Genomic DNA, 18,737 nt, shown 5'->3' on the forward strand with positions numbered 1-18,737 from the left:
GGTGCGGAGCGAGGGGGTCCCCGGCTGCGTCCCACGCCGCGGAGGACGCCCTCGCTCCCCCGGGTCAGCCGCTCAGGGGCAGTTGACCCATTCCTCGGTGCCGTCGGTGAACTCCTGGCGCTTCCACACCGGCAGCTCGCGCTTGACCGCGTCGACGAGCTCGCTGCAGGCGTCGAATGCCTCGCGGCGGTGCTCGCCGGCCACGGCGCAGGCCAGGGCCACGTCGCCGATCCCGAGCGGGCCGACGCGATGGGTCACGGCGAGCGCCCGCACGCCGGGGAACTGCCCCGCGACGTCCGCGGCCACCGTCGCCACGACGGCGGCGGCGGTGGGGTGGCCCTCGTAGTCGAGGGCGGTCACCCCGCGGCCGTGGTCGTGGTCGCGCACGACGCCGGCGAACGTCACCACCGCGCCGGCGGCCGCGTCGTCGACCAGCGCGGCGTGCTCGGCGACGTCGAGGGGCTCCTCGGTGACGGTCGCGCGCAGCACGCGGGCGGTCTCCGGAGCGCTCACTGGTGGTCCCCTCCCAGGATCTGGTCGACGGCGTGGGCCAGCACGGGCTCGAGCACGGCCAGGCCGTCGCGCACCCCGCCCGGGGAGCCGGGCAGGTTCACCACCAGGGTGCGCCTGGCCACCCCGGCCACGCCACGTGAGAGCACCGACGTCGGGACCTTGTCCGCCCCCGCGCGCCGGATCGCGTCGGCGAGCCCGGGCACCTCGTAGTCGACGACCGCGCGGGTCGCCTCGGGGGTGGCGTCGGTGGGCGCGATGCCGGTGCCGCCGGTGGTGACGACGACGTGCGCGCCGTCGGAGACCGCCTCCCGCAGCGCGGCGGCGACCGGCTCGCCGTCGGGGACGACGACGGGGTCGGGCGTCGTGAACCCCATGGCGCGCAGCCAGTCGACGATGATCGGCCCGCCGCGGTCGGTGTAGACCCCCGACGAGGCGCGGTTGGAGGCGGTGACGACGCGGGCGCGCCGGGTCGGGTCGGCCGGCCCGGTCGGTCCGGTCGGCTCGCTCGGCTCAGCGTCCGTCGGGGCGGGTCCAGACACCGGAGCGTCCCCCTTCCTTGCGCTCGAGGCGCACGCCGTCCAGCGTCGCCGCCGGATCCAGGGCCTTGATCATGTCGTGCAGGGTCAGCCCGGCCACGGCCACCGCCGTCAGCGCCTCCATCTCGACGCCGGTGCGGTCGGCGCTGCGGGCGGTGGCGGTGATGGTGACGTGGTCGTCGGCGACGTCGAGGTCGACGGTGACGCCGGCCAGCGGGATCGGGTGGCACAGCGGCACGAGGTCCGGCGTGCGCTTGGCGCCCATGATGCCCGCGACCCGGGCCACCCCGAGCGCGTCGCCCTTGGGCACGGTGTCGTCGCGCAGGGCCGCGGTGACCTCGCGGGTCGTGCGCACCACGCCCGTCGCCGTCGCCGTGCGCCGCGTGACCTCCTTGTCGCCGACGTCCACCATGCGCGCCGCGCCGGTGGCGTCGACGTGGGTCAGGCCGTCCCGCTCAGTCATCGGAGGCCTCCACGGCGCGCGCGGTCTCCTCGCCGAGCGCCAGCGCGTCGCCGATCGCGACCGGCCCCGCGCCCTCCTCCCGGGCGCGCTCGACGGTCTTGCGCACCGCCCCGGCGACGGCGGGCGCCACGGTGGAGTCGAAGACGCTGGGCACGATGAACAGCGGGTTGGGCTCGGCGACGACGTCCGCGATCGCCGCGGCCGCGGCCAGCAGCATCTCGTCGGTGATGCCCCGCGCGTGGGCGTCGAGCAGGCCACGGAAGATGCCGGGGAACGCGAGCACGTTGTTGATCTGGTTCGGGTAGTCCGAGCGCCCCGTGGCGACGACGTGGGCGTGGCGCTGCGCGATCGAAGGGTCGATCTCCGGGTCCGGGTTGGCCAGCGCGAACACCACGGCCTTGTCGGCCATGCCCGCGACGTCGGCCTCGCGCAGCAGGTTCGGCGCCGACACCCCGATGAAGACGTCGGCGCCGGGCATCGCGTCGTGCAGGTCGCCCGTCGCGCGCTCGCGGTTGGTCTGCTCGGCGACCCACGCCAGGCTCGGGTGCAGGCCCGCCCGGTCTGGGTGGATGATCCCCTCGACGTCGACGGCCAGGAGGTCCGCGGGCGCCAGCGGGAGCAGCAGCCGAATGATCGCCGAGCCGGCCGCGCCCACCCCGCAGACCACGACGCGGCACTCGTTCATGTCCTTGCCGACGACGCGCAGCGCGTTGCGCAGGGCGGCGAGCACGACCACCGCGGTGCCGTGCTGGTCGTCGTGGAAGACGGGGATGTCGAGCGCGTCGCGCAGCCGCTCCTCGATCTCGAAGCACGCGGGCGCCGCGATGTCCTCGAGGTTGATCCCGCCGTACGCCGGCGCGAGCACCTCGACGGTGCGGATGATCTCCTCGGTGTCCTGGGTGTCCAGGCACACCGGCCACGCGTCGACGCCCGCGAAGCGCTTGAACAGCGCCGCCTTGCCCTCCATCACCGGCATCGCCGCCGCGGCGCCCAGGTTGCCGAGCCCGAGCACCGCCGACCCGTCGGTGACGACGGCGACGGTGTTGCGCTTGATGGTCAGGCTCCGCGCGTCCTCGGGACGAGCCGCGATCGCCTGGCAGACGCGGGCGACGCCGGGGGTGTAGGCGCGGGAGAGGTCCTCGCGGGTCCGCAGTCCGACCTTGGCGGTCACCTCGATCTTCCCGCCGAGGTGGACGAGGAACGTCCGGTCGGAGACGTTGCGCACCCGCACCCCGTCGAGGGCGTCGAGGGCGTCGGTGATCTGGTGGGTGTGCTCCTCGGAGAGGGCGTTGCAGCTGATGTCGACGATGATCGAGTCGGTGCGCGACTCGACGACGTCGAACGCCGTCATGACCCCGCCGACGCGTCCGACGGCCACGGCGAGGTCGCCCGCGGCGGTCGCGCTCGCCGGGGCCTCCACGCGTGCCGTGATCGCGTAGCCCGGTCCGGGAACGGTCATCGTCCCGCCTCCTCCCGTGAGGTCCACCGCTGCAGGTCGTCGGGGGTGTCGAGGTCGTCGGGCACCGCGACGTCACCGATCTCCACGACCGCCACGTCGTCCCGGCCGCGCAGGAACTCCCGCGCGCCGGCGTCGCCCGTGGCCGCCGCCCGCACAGCCTCCCAGTGCGCCCGGCCGAGCAGCACCGGGTGCCCGGCGCGCCCGTCCACCGCGCCGCGCGCGAGCACGTCGGGTCCCTCGGCGCGGGCCGCGACCCGCGCCAGCGCCTCCGGGCCGATCCCCGGGGTGTCGACGAGGGCGACGAGGGCAGCCGTGACGTCGGTCTTCTCGAGGGCCTCGAGGCCGGCGCGCAGCGAGGCCGCCTGGCCCTCGGTGTCCCAGCCCGGCGCGGGCACCCAGGTCGTACCCTCACCGAGCAGCTCGGCGACCTCCGGCAGGCCCGCACCCAGCACCACGACCACCGGGTCGAGCCCGGCCGTGCGCAGCGCTGCCACGGCCCGGCGGACCAGCGGCTCGCCGGCGAGCTCGACCGCGGCCTTCGGCCGGCCCATGCGCCGCCCGCCGCCGGCGGCGAGCAGCAGGCCCGCGACCGTCACGTCCGCCCGGCCCGGCGGCGCGTCCCGGGTGCTCAGCCGGAGTGGTTGATCTCGGTGACCGGGTGCTCGTACCCGAGCTGGTCGGCCGGGAGCGGGAACTGGGTCTCACCGTACGGCGAGGGCGAGCCCTGGGTCGGGGCCATGAGCTCGGTGATGGGGTGACCGCCGTCGACCTCCGGCCACCAGGGGTCCTGGCGGGGCGTCTCCTCGGACTCCGCGGCCCCCGCCTCCGGCTGGTCCTCGCTCGCGCGGTGGTCGGCCATCTCGCTGGCTCCTCACTGGTGGTGCGTCGGGCCCCCGGGTCGCTCCCGGTCGACCGGACCCATCCTGCCGCACCTCGGGGGTGTCCGCGGGAGACCCCGACTACCGTGGAGGCGATGTCCGGCCGGACCCTCACCGAGCACCTGCGCGCCCAGGACGACGACGCCCTCGGCGCGCTGCTGCGCGCCCGCCCGGACCTCGCCCTGCCCGCGCCCGCCGACACCGGCGTCGTGGCCACGCGGGCGAGCGTGCGGATGTCGGTGGGCCGGGCGTGCGAGGACCTCGACGCGTTCTCGCTCCAGGTGGTCGACGCGCTGCTCGTCGTGCGCGCCGACGAGGCGCCGGCGGCCGCCGGCGACGTGCTGGCGCTCCTCGGCCCCGACCGCGCCGACGCCGGGCGCGCCGCCCTCGCCGACCTGCAGACCCGCGCCCTCGTCTGGCCCGACGGCTCGAGCATCGAGCCCGCCCTGCCGCGCGCGGACGCGGGGAGCCCCGGGGCCACCACCGGCCTGCGCGCCGTGCCCGCGCTGCGCGAGGTGTCCGTGCGCTACCCCGGCGGTCTCGGCCGGCCCGCGCCGGAGTTCTCCGCGATCGCCACCGCGGAGGACCCCGCGGCGGTCGTCGAGGCGCTGCCCGCCGACGAGTGGGCCGTGGTCGACGCGCTGGCCGCGGACGGGCCGGTGGGGCGCAGCCGCGCGCAGGGTCCCGACGAGGGCCCGGTCGGGCGCCTGCTCGCGGCGGGCCTGCTGCACCGGGTCGACCACGAGACCGTCGAGCTCACCCGCGAGGCCGCCCTCGGCGTGCGCGGGGACCGCCCGCTCGGCGACGTCGCCCTCGCCGACCCCATGCCCGCGCCGCGCCACCACAGCGCCGCCGACGTCGACGCCACCGCCGCCGGCGAGATCCTCGAGCTCACCCGTCGCGCCGAGGCCGTGCTCACGGCGTGGTCGACGGCGCCGCCCGCGGTGCTGCGCTCCGGCGGCCTCGGTGTGCGCGACCTGCGGCGGGTCGCCCGCGACCTCGGGCTCACCGAGCAGGACGCGGCGCTGCTGGTCGAGGTGCTCGCCGGCGCGGGGCTCGTCGCGGTCTCCGAGGGCCCGGAGAACGGACGCGGGGCCGCGGCCTGGACGCCGACGGTCACCGTCGACCGCTGGCTCGCCGCCGGCCCCGACGTGCGCTGGGTGATGCTCGCGCGCGGCTGGCTCGAGACGCCGCGGGCCCCGTCGCTGGTCGGCGAGCGCGACGTCGGCGACAAGCTCATCGGCCCGCTCTCCGACGAGGCCCGCCGGCCCTGGGCGCCGGCGCTGCGCCGCCGCGTCCTCGACCGGCTCTGCGAGTTCGAGGACGGCGACGGCCCCCCGAGCGCCGACGACCTCGTCGCCTCCCTCGCCTGGCGTGCGCCGCGCCGGGGCGGGCGCCGGCGCGACGACATGATCCGCACGGTGCTGCGCGAGGCGACGACCCTCGGGCTCGTCGCGCTCGACGCCGTCACCTCCGCGACCCGCGAGCTGCTCGTCCCCGCCCGCGGCCCCGGCGACGACCCGGACGGCGCCGCCGCCGCGGCGCTGCGCCGGGCGCTGCCCGACCCCGTCGACCACGTGCTCCTGCAGGCCGACCTCACCGCGGTCGCCCCCGGACGCCTCGAGCCCGGGCTCGCCGCCGCGCTCGACCGCGTCGCCGACGTCGAGTCCGCGGGCGGTGCGACCGTCTACCGGATCAGCGAGGCGTCGGTGCGCCGCGCGCTCGACCTCGGACAGACCGCCGCCGACCTCCACGACCTGTTCGCCACCCGCTCGGCCACCCCGGTCCCCCAGGGCCTGACCTACCTCGTCGACGACGTCGCCCGCCGCCACGGGCGCCTGCGCGGCGGGGCGGCCGCGTCGTTCCTGCGCTCGGAGGACGAGGCCCTCGTCGCCGAGGTGCTCGCCCACCCCGAGGCCGAGCGCCTCGAGCTGCGCCGCATCGCGCCGACCGTGCTCGTCAGCTCCCAGCCGCTGGTCGAGGTGCTCGCGGCCCTGCGGGAGGCGGGCCTGTCACCGGTCGCCGAGGACGACGTCGGCGGCGTGCTCGACCTGCGCCCCCGCGGCCGGCGCACCCCGGCCCGGCGTCCCGAGCGGGCGATCGGCACCACGCCGGCCCTCTCCGAGGACCAGGTCACCGCGCTGGTTGCCCAGCTGCGCGCCGGCGACCGGGCCGCCACCGCCGCCCGGGGTCGCGCCACCGGCGCCGGCTCGGGGCGGACCGCGGCGTCGGCCACCGTCGCGGTGCTCGCCGAGGCCGCCCGGTCCGGGCGCAGCGTGTGGATCGGCTACGTCGACGCCCACGGCACGGCGTCCCAACGCGTCGTGCGCCCCCTGCGCGTCGGGGGCGGCGTGCTCGAGGGCATCGAGGACGACGGCGAGACCAACGGCGCCACACTCGGCGGGACGCCGCTGTCGTTCGCGCTGCACCGCATCACCTCGGTCAGCGTGCTCGCCGACCGCTGAGGCGCGGCCCGGGGTCTACGCAGCGAACGGGTATCTCGCTGCTTCTAGGCGTACGAAGTCCCCGTCGATCACCGCTGGGCCGGATGCGAACGCGGCGTTGGCGCGCCTAGAAGCAGCGAACAGCGCGTTCGCTGCAACCCGTACCGAGGCGGGCGGGCGTCAGGCGCGGGCGCCGACCGCCCAGACCTGCATGGCGTGCTCCACCAGCGCGATGAGCGCCTGCTTCGTCGACTCCCGGTCGCGGGCGTCGACGGTGAGGATCGGCACCGACGGGTCGATCGCCAGCGCCTCGCGGACGTCCTCGATGTCGTGGCGCAGGACGCCGTCGAAGCAGTTCACGCCGAGCACGTAGGGCAGCCGCCGGTCCTCGAAGAAGTCGACCGCGGCGAAGCAGTCGGCGAGCCGCCGGGTGTCGGCCAGCACGACCGCGCCGATCGCACCCCGCACGAGGTCGTCCCACATGAACCAGAACCGGTCCTGCCCGGGCGTCCCGAACAGGTAGAGGATCAGGTCGGAGTCGAGCGAGACCCGGCCGAAGTCCATGGCCACCGTGGTCGTGCGCTTGTTCGGCACCGCCGACAGGTCGTCGACACCCGAGCTGGCGTCGGTCATCACGGCCTCGGTGGTCAGCGGGTCGATCTCGGAGACCGAGCCCACGAACGTCGTCTTGCCGACCCCGAACCCCCCGGCCACGACGATCTTGGCCGACGTGGTGGTCGGGACCGGCTCGGCCGCGACCGCTGCGTCAGAGCCGTCGAAGTCCACTCAACACCCTTTCCATCAACGCCAGGTCCGGGACGTCGCCCGAGGTCGAGGCGGTCTGGTGCACCACGACGGTGCCCTGCGAGGCCATGTCGCCGATGAGCACCCGGGCCACGCCGAGCGGGATCGACATCATCGCCGCCACCTCCGCGACCGATCGGGGCTCGCGGCACAGCTCGGCCACGGCACGGTGCTCGTACTGGGGGATCCGCGACGGGTCGCGGCCCGCCCCGCCGACCGAGACCAGCGTCTCGATGGCGAGGTCGTAGACCGGGCGGGTCCGTCCGCCGGTCCAGGCGTAGGGACGCACGATCGCGACGTCCTCGGCGCGCTCGCCCGGCGCCTCCGGCTCGGGCAGCTCGTGCCGCGGCGGGCCCGGCTGCGGGAGACCGTACGGCGCGGTCTGCGGCTCGCCCGGGGGCAGGGCGTGGGCGCCGTCGGGGCCGCCGGGCACGCCCTCGCCGTAGAGGTAGCCGTCGGGGGCGACGGTGCCGCCGGCCGGGGAACCGGAGTCGTCCCGGCGGTCGGTCGGCGTGACCTCCGGCGGCGTCTCCTCGGGCTCGGCACCGCGCCGACGCCGGAAGAGCCCGCGGCGCTCGCCGCGCGGCTTCGGCCCCGGCCCGCTGATCCCGTTGAGGACGTCGGCGAAGGAGTCGCCGCGGTCATCGCTCACCGGTCGTCACCCCCTCGACACGGTCATCGCACCGCTGACCCCTGCAGCTCGGCGCGGAGCTCGGGGGTCAGCAGCTGCCCGACGCGGTCGACGAGCAGCGTCATCTCGTAGCCGACCAGCCCGATGTCGCAGTTCGGGGCGGCCAGCGTCGCCAGGCACGACCCGTCGCTGATGGACATGAGCAGCACGATCCCCCGCTCCATCTCCACCACGGTCTGGACGACCTCGCCGGCCTCGAAGCAGCGCGCAGCACCCTGCGTGAGGCTGATGAGGCCGGACGCGACCGCGGCGAGCTGGTCCGCCCGGTCGCGCGGCAGCCGGTTGGACGCCGTGAGCAGGAGCCCGTCGGCCGACACGACGACCGCGTGCGCCACCCCCGGCACCCGCTCGGCGAAGTTCGAGACCAACCAGCCGAAGCGGCTCGGCTGCGACTGGGCTCCGGTCACTGCTCCTCCTCGTCCCCGGGGCGGGCCGCCGGCGGCTCGCCCTCGGTCTCGGCCGGTCGGGCCGCACGGGTCGTCCGCCCGTCGGCCACACCTCGCTGATAGCTCGCCAGTCGCCCGCGGATCGCGTCGGCGCTGCGACGCGGCCCCGGGGGTGCGGGACCGTCGCCGGGCGCCCCGCCCCCGGAGCGCGCGGCCCCGGGCACGAGCTGGGCCCGAGGCCGGCGCCGCGGCAGACCGGCCTCGGTCGTGCCGCCCGCACTCACCCCGGCGTCGAGGGCGTCGGCGGTGGCCGCGGCCGCCCGCCATCCCTCGTCACCGGACGCCGAGGCCCACTCGGCCTCGTCGGGGCCCGCCGACGGCGGTGCCTCGCGGAACCACGCGGACGCGACCTCGTCGTAGATCGGCGTCCGCTCCCGCTGCGGGACCCCCGCCCGCCCGGGCAGGCGCTCGGGAACCGCGCGGCCGGGGGTGCGGCCCCCGTTGCGCGGGTGCCCGTTGCCCTCGCCCGACGGCGTCGGGTCGAACAGGCGGTCCGGACCGCCCGGCATCGCCGACGGCGGGCCGAACGGCGCCGGGGGCCCGTCCGTGCCCCGCGGACGCCGCGCCCGCGACGGCAGCGGGCCGCCGCCGGGGAGGGGCGCGCCGGGCTCCGTGCCGGCCGGTGCCGGCGGTCCGGGCGGCGCCGGGGCCGTGTCCTGGACCGCGTCCTGGACCGCGCCCTGGTGCGGTGCCGCCGTCTCCGGTGCCGTCGGCTCCGGGGCCGGCGGGGCCGGCTCGTGGGTCGGGTCCTGGGCCGGCGGCTCCGCGGGCTCCCGCTCCTCGGCCGGCTCGCCCGCCGGGCGGCGCGGCCGCAGCCGCGGCGCCATCCCGGGCGAGAACGGCGCGCCGCTGGGCGGGAGCCGCCGGCCGGAGGGACGGATGCCACGGGGCTCGCCCGGCGCCGCCTCCTCGGTGTCGTCCGAGGCCCCGGGTCCGCGGCCCGTGTCCTCGGCGCCCTGGTCTCCCGCGGGCGTGCCCGGGGCCCGGCGCTGCGGCAGCGGCGCCGGTCCGGCCGGGGCCTCGGGGTGCTCGTGCGCGCTCGTGGCGGCGGCGTCGACCGTGGCGTCGGCCGTGGCGTCGGTGGACTCGGGCTCGTCGGCGGCCGGACCGTCGGACGCGGAGGGCACCGGCGTCCCCGGGTGCGGCGTGTCCGGACCCAGGCCCGGCCGCCGCTGGGTCTGCACGACGCGCGGGCGCAGCGGGAACGTGCCCCGCCGGCTCGGCGTGCGGGAGGGCAGGCCCTCGGCCAACGGTTTCGCGCCGCCGGTGTCCTCGCCGGACTCGCCGGTGCCGGGCGCGTCCCCGGTCGCGGGCGCCTCGGGGACGGCGAACTCGGACCGGTCCTCGACGAGCGCCTCGACCTCGGGGTCCTCGTCGACGAAGAGCTCGGGCGCCTCCTCGACCGGCGCCTCGTCGGCGACGACCTCGTCCGCCGGGACCGCGTCGGCCTGCTCCTCGCCCGCCGGCGTGGGACCGGGCGGGGGCACCACCGGGGCGCCGTTCCACATGGGCGGGCCGGCGGCGGGCCGGCGCGGCGGCCCGTACGGCCCGTTCGGGGCGCCCGGGCCGCCAGGACCACCCGGGCCGCCGGGACCACCCGGACCGCCGGGACCGCGGCCGGGCGGGCCGCCACGCCAGCCGGGGGGCGGGCCACCGGGCCCGCCCGGACCGCCGGGACCACCCTGACCGCCGGGCCGTCCCGGGCCGCCGGGGGGCGGGCCCCACACGGGGCCGGCGGGACCCGCCGGCCCGGGCGTGCCGGTGCCGCCACCGCCGCCGTAGCCGCCGGGGCCCGTCGGCGCCCCGGGGCCACCCGGGCCGCCGGGCTGGCCGGGGCGCCCCGGCAGCGGGCCGTGCTGCGCACCGGGCGGCGGGCCGTGCGGCGCGCCGGCGGGACGCCGGTCGCGCCCCTCGTCGTCCGCCTCGTCGGGCACGGGCTCCGCGACGTCCGCGTCGACCTCGGGACCGGTGGGTGCCTCGACCGGGGCCTCGGCGTCCTCCTCCGCGTGCCCCTCGTCCGCGTCGGCGGGACCGGGCTCCTCGGACCGGCGGCTGCGCCGGCGCGCCGCCGCCGCACCGATGAGGGCGGCGGCGCCGCCCGCCGCGGCCGCCGCGCCGCCGACGAACCCGTGGCGCCCGGCCTCCTCGGCGTCGCCGGCCTGCTCGGACGGCTCGGACCGCTCGCCGGACGGCCGCACGGCCTGCGGGGCCTGCTCGGGCGCGGCGTCGGCCGGCGCGGCCTCGGCGACGGCCTCCTGCTCGTCCGCGGCGGGCTCGGCGGCGGGCTCGCGCTCCGGGCGCGGGGCCGGCCCCGCCTCGGCCGGACCGGGCCGGCGCCCGGGACCACCCGGACCCGAAGGACCACCCGGACCCGCAGGACCGCCCGGGCCGGACGCGCCGGCGGGTCCTCCCCCGACGGCGCCCTCCGGGCGGGCGTGGCTGTGCCCGTTGGTGCCGGGCGCGCCGGTCGCGCCGGTCGCGCCACCACGGCGCGGCAGGACCGCGCGCTGCTCCGGCGACCCGTGCGGGCTGCCGTTCTGACCGCCGTTCGGGCTGCCGTTGGTGCCGGGTCCACCCTGCTCCTGCGCGGGGTCGACGCCGGGCGAGAAGTACGAGCCGGGCGCGCCGGGCGCGCGCCGGTTGCGCTGGGGAAGGCCGTTGACGCCGCCCCGCGCCTGCTCCGGCACCGCGCCGGCACCCGCCGACCCTTCGCCGCCGCGCACGGCCGCGCCGGCACCGACCGGCGCCGCACCCTGGTCGACGACGGCGAGCACCGCGGACGCGGGCACGAGGGCCGTCGCGGCGACGCCCCCGTCCTCGCGGTTGCGCAGCTCGACGGTGATGCCGTGGCGCGTGGCCAGGCGGCCGACCACGAACAGGCCCATGCGCCGGGACGCGGAGACGTCGACGGTCGGCGGCGAGTCGAGGCGCACGTTGGCCTCGTGCAGGTCCTCCTCGCTCATGCCGACGCCCGAGTCGAGGATCTCCACGAGTACCGAGCCGTCGCCGTTCTGCGTCGCCTGCACCCGCACGCGGGTGTCGGGGGCGGAGAACGTGGTGGCGTTCTCGAGGAGCTCGGCCACGAGGTGCACGACGTCGCTCGCCGTGCGACCGAGCAGCTGGGCCTGCGGGAGCTGGGCGAGGTCGATGCGCTGGTACTGCTCGACCTCCGACGCCGCGGCACGCAGCACGTCGACCAGCGGCACCGGGCGGCTGCCGCGACGCGACAGGTCGGTGCCCGAGAGGACGAGCAGGTTCTCGGAGTTGCGGCGCATGCGCGTCGCGAGGTGGTCGAGCTGGAAGAGGTTGGAGAGCGCCTCCGGGTCCTCCTCGGAGTTCTCCAGCTGCTCGATGAGGCGCAGCTGGCGCTCGACCAGCGCCTGGGAGCGCCTCGACAGGTTCACGAAGATCGAGTTGAAGGCGGAGCGCAGGCCCGCCTGCTCGGCGGCCAGCCGGACCGCCTGCTCGTGGACCTGGTCGAACGCCCGCGCGACCTGCCCGATCTCCTCGCGGGTGGTGATCGGTGTGGGGACGATCGTGGTGTCGGGGGTCTCGCCCTCGCGCAGGCTGCGCACGGCCTGCGGGAGGCGCCGCTCGGCCACGTCGAGCGCGGTGCGGCGCAGCAGCCGCAGCGGCCGCAGCAGCGAGCGGGTGACGAAGAAGACCACCGCCGCGCCGGCCATCAGCGCCAGCAGCAGGACCACCGACGAGATGCCGGCGTTGCTCCGCGCGCTGGCCTGCAGCGCGCCGGCCTGCTCCTGGAGCTGGCCGCGCAGCTGCTCGGCGGTCGCGGCGTCGCGGTCCTCGACCGCGGCCGACGCGCGCTCCCAGTCCGGCCCCGCGACCTGCAGCGGCAGGCCCGCCGCGCCGCGGCCGAGCACGACCTGGGCGAGCAGGTCGCGGTTGTCCACGTCCGGCCCGACGACGGCGTCGGCGAGCGCGGCGTTGTCGGAGCCGATCGCCGAGCGGAAGTCGTCGACGGCGATGGAGCGGCGCAGCGTCGCGTTGCGGGCCTGGTCGATCGAGGGGGCGTCGATGCGTCCCGCGGCGATCCCGGCGGCGACGACGGCCTGGACGTAGGCGTCCTCCTCGCGCACCACCGACAGCGAGTACAGCCCGGACGCGAGGCCCGCGACGCTCGGGTCGGCGGCCTCGCGCGAGAGCGAGCGGTCGAAGACCTCGACGCTGTCGATGGTCTCGGTGTAGCGCGCGATCGCGCCGGCGGCGTCGATGCGGCCGTCGATGACGTCGTCGCGCAGCCGGTCGAGCTGCTCGAGCTCGGCGTCGGCCTGGTCGAGGGCCGTGGTCGTCTGCTGGTCGAGCGAGTCGGCGGACCCGGCCGCGCGGCGCAGCTGCGAGACGGCCTCGCTGGTCGCCGCGATGCGCTCCTCGACCGGCCCGGAGCCGCCCGCCCGGTTGGCCGCGACGTAGACCGCGGCGGCCGAGCGCTCGTCGGCGAGGTCGCCCAGGACCTGCGCGGTGCTGTCCTCGAGGGCCACCGCCTGCTGCACGTTGTCGTACGACGCCGCCTCGCTCGTCTCCTCGACGATGCGCAGCACGCCCAGCGTCAGCACGAACAGCGTCGGCACCAGCAGGACCGCCGCGAGCTTGACCGGCAGGCTCCAGTTGCGCAGCGCCAGGCGCTCGGTCCAGTCGCCGCCGGAGCGGTCGTCGACGGAGCGGCCGTCGCGCGGGTCGTGGTAGCGCACCGGCGTGCGCTCGGGTGCTCGCTCGTGGGTGGTCACGGACGGGTCCTCCCGGTTCCGCCGGTCGGTCGGAGGTCGCCCGGCGCGCCCCCACGCCGAACGCGTCCCTGGTCGACGCTGGGTGACGAGCGATGGGCTAGGGTGCGCCCCGACCGCCGGGCGGCGTGGCAGGTGGGTGACACCGTGCGGCCGTGCGGTGACACGTCGGCACGACGGACGGGGAGCAGGGCGGGCGAGCGCATCAGCGTGGTCAGGCGTCCAGGGCGGTCGGTGCGGGGTCCACGGGCGGCGGGGCCGCGCGGGATCCACGCAACGGGCGGGCCGGGACGCCGACGTGTACGGCGCCGTCAGCCCATCGGGTCGGTGGTCACTCCTCGAGGGCGGGGTCGAGCCCAGGTGGGTCGGGCGCGCCCACTGTAACGGTCGTGCCCGAGGGAATGACCGGCCGTTCGGCGGCGCTCCCCGAGCGGTGTCCCTGCTCCGCCCGGCGGCCTGTCGGTGTCGCGGGGGACAATGGGACGGACCACCCGTCGACGAGCCCGGAGGTCGAGAGGTTGAGTCAGCCCGGCAACGGACCGCTCATCGTCCAGTCCGACAAGACCTTGCTGCTCGAGGTCGACCACGAGGCCGCGCCCGCCGCTCGGCAGGCGATCGCGCCGTTCGCCGAGCTGGAGCGCGCACCCGAGCACGTGCACACCTACCGCGTGACGCCGCTGGCGCTGTGGAACGCCCGGGCCGCCGGGCACGACGCGGAGCAGGTCGTCGACGCCCTCGTCCAGTACTCCCGCTACGCCGTGCCCCAGGCCCTGCTCGTCGACGTCGTCGACACCATGGGCCGCTACGGGCGCCTCCAGCTGACCAACTCGCCGGTCCACGGACTGGTCATGCTGTCGAACGACCGCGCGGTCCTCGAGGAGGTCCTGCGCAACAAGAAGATCGCCCCGATGCTGGGCGACCGCATCGACGACGACACCGTCGCGGTGCACCCGTCCGAGCGCGGCCGGCTCAAGCAGGCTCTGCTCAAGGTCGGCTGGCCGGCCGAGGACCTCGCGGGCTACGTCGACGGCGAGGCGCACCCCATCTCGCTCGTCCAGGACGACTGGGAGCTGCGCGACTACCAGGCCGAGGCCGTCGAGGGCTTCTGGCACGGCGGCTCGGGCGTCGTCGTCCTGCCCTGCGGGGCCGGCAAGACCCTGGTCGGCGCGGCGGCCATGGCGAAGGCCGGGGCCACGACGCTCATCCTCGTCACCAACACCGTGGCCGGCCGGCAGTGGAAGCGCGAGCTCGTGGCGCGCACGTCGCTGACCGAGGAGGAGATCGGCGAGTACTCGGGCGAGCGCAAGGAGATCCGCCCGGTCACCATCGCGACCTACCAGGTGATGACCCGCAAGTCGAAGGGCGAGTACCGGGCGCTGGAGCTCTTCGACACCCGCGACTGGGGCCTCATCATCTACGACGAGGTCCACCTGCTGCCCGCGCCGGTGTTCCGCATGACCTCGGACCTCCAGTCGCGCCGCCGCCTCGGCCTCACCGCCACGCTGGTGCGCGAGGACGGCCGCGAGGGCGACGTGTTCTCGCTCATCGGCCCGAAGCGCTACGACGCCCCGTGGCGCGACATCGAGTCCCAGGGCTGGGTGGCGCCGGCCGACTGCGTCGAGGTCCGCGTGACCATGACCGACAACGAGCGGATCATCTACGCCACCGCCGAGGCCGACGAGCGCTACCGGCTCTGCGCCTGCGCGAACACCAAGATCCCGGTGGTCCGGAGCATCCTCGAGCGCCACCGCGGCGAGCCCGCGCTGGTCATCGGTGCCTACCTCGACCAGCTCGACGAGCTCGGCGTGGCCCTCGACGCCCCGGTGATCCAGGGCTCGACGAAGAACAAGGAGCGCGAGGTCCTGTTCGACCAGTTCCGCCGGGGCGAGATCCCGGTGCTGGTCGTGTCGAAGGTCGCGAACTTCTCCATCGACCTGCCCGAGGCGTCGGTCGCGGTGCAGGTGTCGGGGACGTTCGGGTCACGCCAGGAGGAGGCCCAGCGCCTCGGGCGCCTCCTGCGCCCCAAGGGCGACGGCCGGCAGGCGCACTTCTACTCGGTGGTCGCGCGCGACTCCGTCGACGCCGAGTACGCCGCCCACCGCCAGCGCTTCCTCGCCGAGCAGGGCTACGCCTACCGCATCGTCGACGCCGACGACCTGCTCGGCCCGGCGATCCCGGGCACCGAGTCCGAGGGCGAGCCGGAGTCGGAGCGCCCCGACCCGCAGTCCTAGGAGCCTCTAGGCCGCCCGCATGCCATCGAGGAACACCCCGACGGTGTGCCGCACGTCGTAGCGGTCGTCGGCCGGGCCGATGCACAGCCCGCCGACGCCGCGCATCAGCTCGAACGCGGTGATGTCGTCGCGCACCTCGCCCGCGACCACCCCGGCCTCGAGCAGTCGGGTGCCGACGGGCAGGAGGCGGTCGAGGAAGTAGGCGTGCAGCACCTGGAACTGCGGGTCGTCGGACTGCAGCGCGCCCGCCAGGCCGTGCTTGGTGACGAGGAAGTCGACGAACACGTCGATCCAGCCCCGCAGGGCCGCGAACGGGCTGTCGGCGTGCTCCAGGGCCTGCTCGCCGGCGACGGCGCACGCCTCGACCTGGTGGCGGTAGACCGCGACGACGAGGTCCGCGCGCGTCGGGAAGTGGCGGTACACCGTGCCGACCCCGACGCCGGCCTTCGCGGCGATGTCGCGCACCGGCGCCTCGACACCGGACGCGACGAACACCGCCGCCGCCGCGTCGAGCAGCGCGCTCTCGTTGCGCCGCGCGTCGGCCCGGCGCCGCGGCGCCCGCCCCGTCTCCTCGCTCATGCCCGTCCCCGCCGTCGACAAACGGAACATTGTTCCGTATTGTTGGTGGAACCGCGTTCCGTCTCGCCAGGGTAGACGGACGCGCACCGGCGAGGGGAGACGGCCGTGACCGCGACGAGCTTCGGCATCATGACCGCGCCGCAGCAGGTCGGGTACGCCGATGTGCTGCGCGTGTGGGAGGAGGCCGACGAGGTCCCCGAGATCGAGCACGCCTGGCTGTTCGACCACCTGCTGCCCATCGGCGGCGACCCGGACGGCCCGATCCTCGAGGGCTGGACGCTGCTCTCGGCGCTCGCGGCCCGGACGCGCCGGCTGCGCCTCGGCGTCATGGTGACGAGCAACCGCATCCGCCCGCCGGCGCTGCTCGCGAAGATCGCGACGACGGTCGACCACGTCTCCGGCGGGCGGCTCGACCTCGGCATCGGGGCCGGCTCCCGCCCCAGCGTCCCGTGGGCGCGCCGCGAGTACGAGGCCCACGGCCTGCCGTACCACGACTTCGGCGACTCGGTGGCCGCGCTGGACGAGGCCTGCACCGTCATCGAGCGACTGTGGACCGAGGACGCGCCGTTCGACCACCACGGCGAGCACGTGCAGGTCACGGGCGCGTGGGGCAACCCGAAGCCCGCCCAGCGGCCCCGCCCGCCGATCCTCATCGGAGGCCGGGCGTCGGCGACGCTGCGCGTGGTCGCCCGGCACGCCGACCTGTGGAACATCCCCGGCGGCGATCTCCCCGACGCCGTCGAGCGCAGCGCGCTCCTCGACCGCTACTGCGCCGAGATCGGCCGCGACCCCGCGGAGATCACACGCTCGATCTTCCTACCGGTGGCCTACGACGACCCCGGCGCCACCCGCGACGGCGCCGCCGCGGCGGTCGAGGCCGGGTTCTCTCACCTCGTGCTCGGGCTGCCCGCGCCCTGGCCCCCGGGCGTGGCGCGCTGGGTGGCCGACGAGGTGGTCGGGCCGTCCCGGGCCGCTGCGGTGGGGTGAGCTCCCGGCGGTCGTCGGCAGCAGCTGAGGCGGTCTCAGGATCTCCGGCGTCGTTGTCGGGGGCCTCGGCTAGGTTCGAACACATGAGCGAAGGAGTGGGTGCGGCCGAGCGGGAGGCGCTCGCGCGCGCCCGCGCGGACGTCGTCGCCCAGCGCTCTGGCTACTTCCGCCGGTTGCAGAGCATCGCGGCCCTCGCCGAGCTCGGGACGGCGGTGGCCACCGGCTACCGGTCGACCGAGGCGCTGCTCGCCGACCGCGACAACCTCGACCGCGCCGACGCGACACGCCTCGTGGCCGAGGCCGCCGACCTGTGCCCGCGCAGCACGATGCACGGCCAACCGCTGCCCGCCCGGCTGCCCGCCACCGCCGACGCGCTGGCCGCGGGGGCGATCGACCCCGCCCACGTGAAGATCATCCGGGAGACGATGCGCCGGCTCGACGCCCTGATGGCCCCGCCCCCACCCGAGGAGTGGTCCGGGGTGGAGCGCACGCTCGCCGAGCAGGCCCAGGTGCTGCCGCCGCGGATGCTGCGGGTGCTGGCCAAGAAGTTCGTCGACCTCTACGACCCCGACGGCGCCGCCCCACCCGACGGCGAGAACAGCCGCGACGAGCTGCGGTTCCTGCGCCGCCGCGACGGGTCGCTGTGGTTCACCGGCCGCCTCGGTGACCCGCTCGACGCCGAGATGGTCATCGAGGTGTTCGGGGTGCTGGCCGCCCCCGCGGGTGCCGACGACGAGCGCGGCCTGGTCAAGCGGAACGCCGACGCGTTCACCGACCTCATCCAGGACGCCCGCGGCCCCCGCGGCCTGGCCACCGACACCCGCCACGAACACCGCGACACCGACCCCGCACCCGACGCCGACCCGCCCGCCGCGGGCGACGCCGACGGCGCGGCCAAGCGCGGCGCCGAGCCCCGGGTCGCCGAGCCCGAGGTCGCCGCGCCCGCGCTCGCGCTGATCCCCGCACCCCGCCGTCCCCACCCCGCCCCCTCGTCGGGTGGGTGGACCGAGCGGCCCGGCCGCGCCCTGCTCACGATCACCATCGACCACCGCTGGCTCTGCGCCGCCCTCGACCAGCGCGGCGGCTACGGCACCCTCGACTCCGGCCACCACGTCGACCCCGCCACCGTGCGCCGCTGGGCCTGCGACGCCGAGATCATCCCCATGATCCTCGGCACCCGCTCCGAACCCCTCGACGTCGGCCGCACCCAACGCACCGCCCCCGACGCCCTGCGCCGCGCCCTCAACCAGCGCGACCGCGGCTGCGCCTTCCCCGGCTGCACCCGCCGACCCCGCCGCTGCCACGCCCACCACCTGCGCCCCTGGTACGACGGCGGAGCCACCGCCCTGCACAACATGTGCCTGCTCTGCCGCTACCACCACCAACTCATCCACCACGGCGAGTGGCAGATCGAGATGATCGACGGCCGACCCTGGTTCACCCCACCCTGGTACGTCGACACCGACCGAAGACCCCGACCCGGCGGACGCCCCCGCATCCCCACCTGATCTCCGGACTCGCTCGGGATGCTTCGGAAACCAAAGCATCCCGAGCAGGGGTGCGCCCGTCGACGGCGCCACGCCCCGGCTGTTCGGCGCGATAGGCGCACCCTCGCCGCGGTCGACGGCCGCCGCCACATCGCGGTCGCCGCGTTCGGTCCCGACGGCGCACCGATCGGGATCGCGCGGCTCGTCGGGACCGGGTTGCGCGAGGTGGAGCTCGCGATCGAGGTCGTCGACGCCCGGCGGGGCCAGGGGCTCGGGCGCCGGCTGCTCGTGGCGATCGCCGCCCGCGGGCGGCAGGAGCGCTACGCGCGCCTCGTCGCCGGCGTCGTCGCCGAGAACACGGCGATGCGCGTCCTGCTCGCCTCGGTGCTGCCGATCGTCTCGCTCGAGACCGACGGCCACCGGGTCACCGTCACCGCCGACCTGCGCGCCGGGGTTCTCGGCATCGCCGCCGCGTGA

14 protein-coding genes and 1 pseudogene are annotated in these 18,737 nt (G+C 76.8%); 5 read left to right on the forward strand and 10 right to left on the reverse strand.

All coding sequences use genetic code 11. The annotated features are described in order from the left end of the window. Positions 1–72: 72 nt before the first annotated feature. From ACYX4T_RS14540 to ACYX4T_RS14560, 5 genes and pseudogenes are all read right to left on the reverse strand, one after another. Positions 73–1,052, reverse strand: a pseudogene (locus ACYX4T_RS14540) (molybdenum cofactor biosynthesis protein MoaE). Next, on the reverse strand, positions 1,024–1,512 hold the full coding sequence (gene moaC, locus ACYX4T_RS14545) for a cyclic pyranopterin monophosphate synthase MoaC (RefSeq protein WP_476010016.1): 489 nt from the start codon (positions 1,510–1,512) through the stop codon (positions 1,024–1,026). Before moaC ends, ACYX4T_RS14540 begins: the two are co-directional and overlap by 29 nt. Further along, the gene (locus ACYX4T_RS14550; protein WP_476010017.1) at positions 1,505–2,971 is read right to left on the reverse strand and encodes an NAD-dependent malic enzyme; all 1,467 of its coding nucleotides are present in this window, start codon (positions 2,969–2,971) and stop codon (positions 1,505–1,507) included. Before ACYX4T_RS14550 ends, moaC begins: the two co-directional genes overlap by 8 nt. Further along, on the reverse strand, positions 2,968–3,567 hold the full coding sequence (locus ACYX4T_RS14555; RefSeq protein WP_476010018.1) for a nucleotidyltransferase family protein: 600 nt from the start codon (positions 3,565–3,567) through the stop codon (positions 2,968–2,970). Before ACYX4T_RS14555 ends, ACYX4T_RS14550 begins: the two co-directional genes overlap by 4 nt. A gap of 32 nt (positions 3,568–3,599) precedes the next feature. Continuing rightward, entirely contained in the window at positions 3,600–3,830 is a 231-nt protein-coding gene (locus ACYX4T_RS14560; RefSeq protein ID WP_476010019.1) for a hypothetical protein, read from the reverse strand. Positions 3,831–3,944: 114 nt separating this feature from the next. On the opposite strand from ACYX4T_RS14560, the gene ACYX4T_RS14565 reads away from it, so the two are divergent. Then, entirely contained in the window at positions 3,945–6,314 is a 2,370-nt protein-coding gene (locus ACYX4T_RS14565; protein ID WP_476010020.1) for a helicase-associated domain-containing protein, read from the forward strand. 159 nt (positions 6,315–6,473) lie between these two features. On the opposite strand, the gene ACYX4T_RS14570 is transcribed toward ACYX4T_RS14565, so the two are convergent. Genes ACYX4T_RS14570 through ACYX4T_RS14585 form a run of 4 tightly spaced genes read right to left on the reverse strand, consistent with a single transcriptional unit; the run spans position 6,474 to position 12,979 of the window. Beyond that, positions 6,474–7,079, reverse strand: a complete 606-nt coding sequence (locus ACYX4T_RS14570) for a GTP-binding protein (RefSeq protein ID WP_476010021.1) — start codon at positions 7,077–7,079, stop codon at positions 6,474–6,476. Then, positions 7,060–7,749, reverse strand: coding sequence for a DUF742 domain-containing protein (locus ACYX4T_RS14575; protein WP_476010022.1), 690 nt, complete (start codon positions 7,747–7,749; stop codon positions 7,060–7,062). Before ACYX4T_RS14575 ends, ACYX4T_RS14570 begins: the two co-directional genes overlap by 20 nt. Positions 7,750–7,772: 23 nt before the next feature. Further along, a complete protein-coding gene (locus tag ACYX4T_RS14580; protein WP_133825801.1) occupies positions 7,773–8,195 on the reverse strand; it encodes a roadblock/LC7 domain-containing protein in 423 nt (140 codons plus the stop codon). Next, positions 8,192–12,979, reverse strand: a complete 4,788-nt coding sequence (locus ACYX4T_RS14585; RefSeq protein WP_476010023.1) for a sensor histidine kinase — start codon at positions 12,977–12,979, stop codon at positions 8,192–8,194. The genes ACYX4T_RS14580 and ACYX4T_RS14585 overlap by 4 nt, the downstream gene beginning before the upstream one ends. Before the next feature lie 515 nt (positions 12,980–13,494). On the opposite strand from ACYX4T_RS14585, the gene ACYX4T_RS14590 reads away from it, so the two are divergent. Continuing rightward, on the forward strand, positions 13,495–15,207 hold the full coding sequence (locus ACYX4T_RS14590; RefSeq protein ID WP_476010024.1) for a DNA repair helicase XPB: 1,713 nt from the start codon (positions 13,495–13,497) through the stop codon (positions 15,205–15,207). 6 nt (positions 15,208–15,213) lie between these two features. Here ACYX4T_RS14590 and ACYX4T_RS14595 read toward each other — a convergent pair whose 3' ends face one another. After that, on the reverse strand, positions 15,214–15,786 hold the full coding sequence (locus ACYX4T_RS14595; protein ID WP_476010025.1) for a TetR/AcrR family transcriptional regulator: 573 nt from the start codon (positions 15,784–15,786) through the stop codon (positions 15,214–15,216). Between the two features lie 129 nt (positions 15,787–15,915). Between ACYX4T_RS14595 and ACYX4T_RS14600 the strand changes: the two genes are divergently transcribed. The 3 genes from ACYX4T_RS14600 to ACYX4T_RS14610 all read left to right on the forward strand — a co-directional run bounded on the left by ACYX4T_RS14600 (position 15,916) and on the right by ACYX4T_RS14610 (position 18,737). Continuing rightward, positions 15,916–16,773, forward strand: coding sequence for an LLM class flavin-dependent oxidoreductase (locus ACYX4T_RS14600; protein ID WP_476015279.1), 858 nt, complete (start codon positions 15,916–15,918; stop codon positions 16,771–16,773). An 83-nt stretch (positions 16,774–16,856) separates the two neighbouring features. Beyond that, positions 16,857–18,281, forward strand: coding sequence for an HNH endonuclease signature motif containing protein (locus ACYX4T_RS14605; RefSeq protein ID WP_476010026.1), 1,425 nt, complete (start codon positions 16,857–16,859; stop codon positions 18,279–18,281). Positions 18,282–18,299: 18 nt separating this feature from the next. Continuing rightward, entirely contained in the window at positions 18,300–18,737 is a 438-nt protein-coding gene (locus tag ACYX4T_RS14610; RefSeq protein ID WP_476010027.1) for an N-acetyltransferase family protein, read from the forward strand.

The sequence above is a fragment of the Actinomycetospora sp. ABD4_176 genome, from assembly GCF_056311855.1.

Excerpts from the sequence above, each read along its gene's own strand:
- ACYX4T_RS14550 (WP_476010017.1), bottom strand. The coding sequence starts at position 2,971 with ATGACCGTTCCCGGACCGGGCTACGCGATCACGGCACGCGTGGAGGCC.
- ACYX4T_RS14595 (WP_476010025.1), bottom strand. The coding sequence starts at position 15,786 with ATGAGCGAGGAGACGGGGCGGGCGCCGCGGCGCCGGGCCGACGCGCGG.
- ACYX4T_RS14560 (WP_476010019.1), bottom strand. The coding sequence starts at position 3,830 with ATGGCCGACCACCGCGCGAGCGAGGACCAGCCGGAGGCGGGGGCCGCG.
- ACYX4T_RS14565 (WP_476010020.1), top strand. The coding sequence starts at position 3,945 with ATGTCCGGCCGGACCCTCACCGAGCACCTGCGCGCCCAGGACGACGAC.
- moaC (WP_476010016.1), bottom strand. The coding sequence starts at position 1,512 with ATGACTGAGCGGGACGGCCTGACCCACGTCGACGCCACCGGCGCGGCG.
- ACYX4T_RS14600 (WP_476015279.1), top strand. The coding sequence starts at position 15,916 with ATGACCGCGCCGCAGCAGGTCGGGTACGCCGATGTGCTGCGCGTGTGG.
- ACYX4T_RS14605 (WP_476010026.1), top strand. The coding sequence starts at position 16,857 with ATGAGCGAAGGAGTGGGTGCGGCCGAGCGGGAGGCGCTCGCGCGCGCC.
- ACYX4T_RS14610 (WP_476010027.1), top strand. The coding sequence starts at position 18,300 with ATGCTTCGGAAACCAAAGCATCCCGAGCAGGGGTGCGCCCGTCGACGG.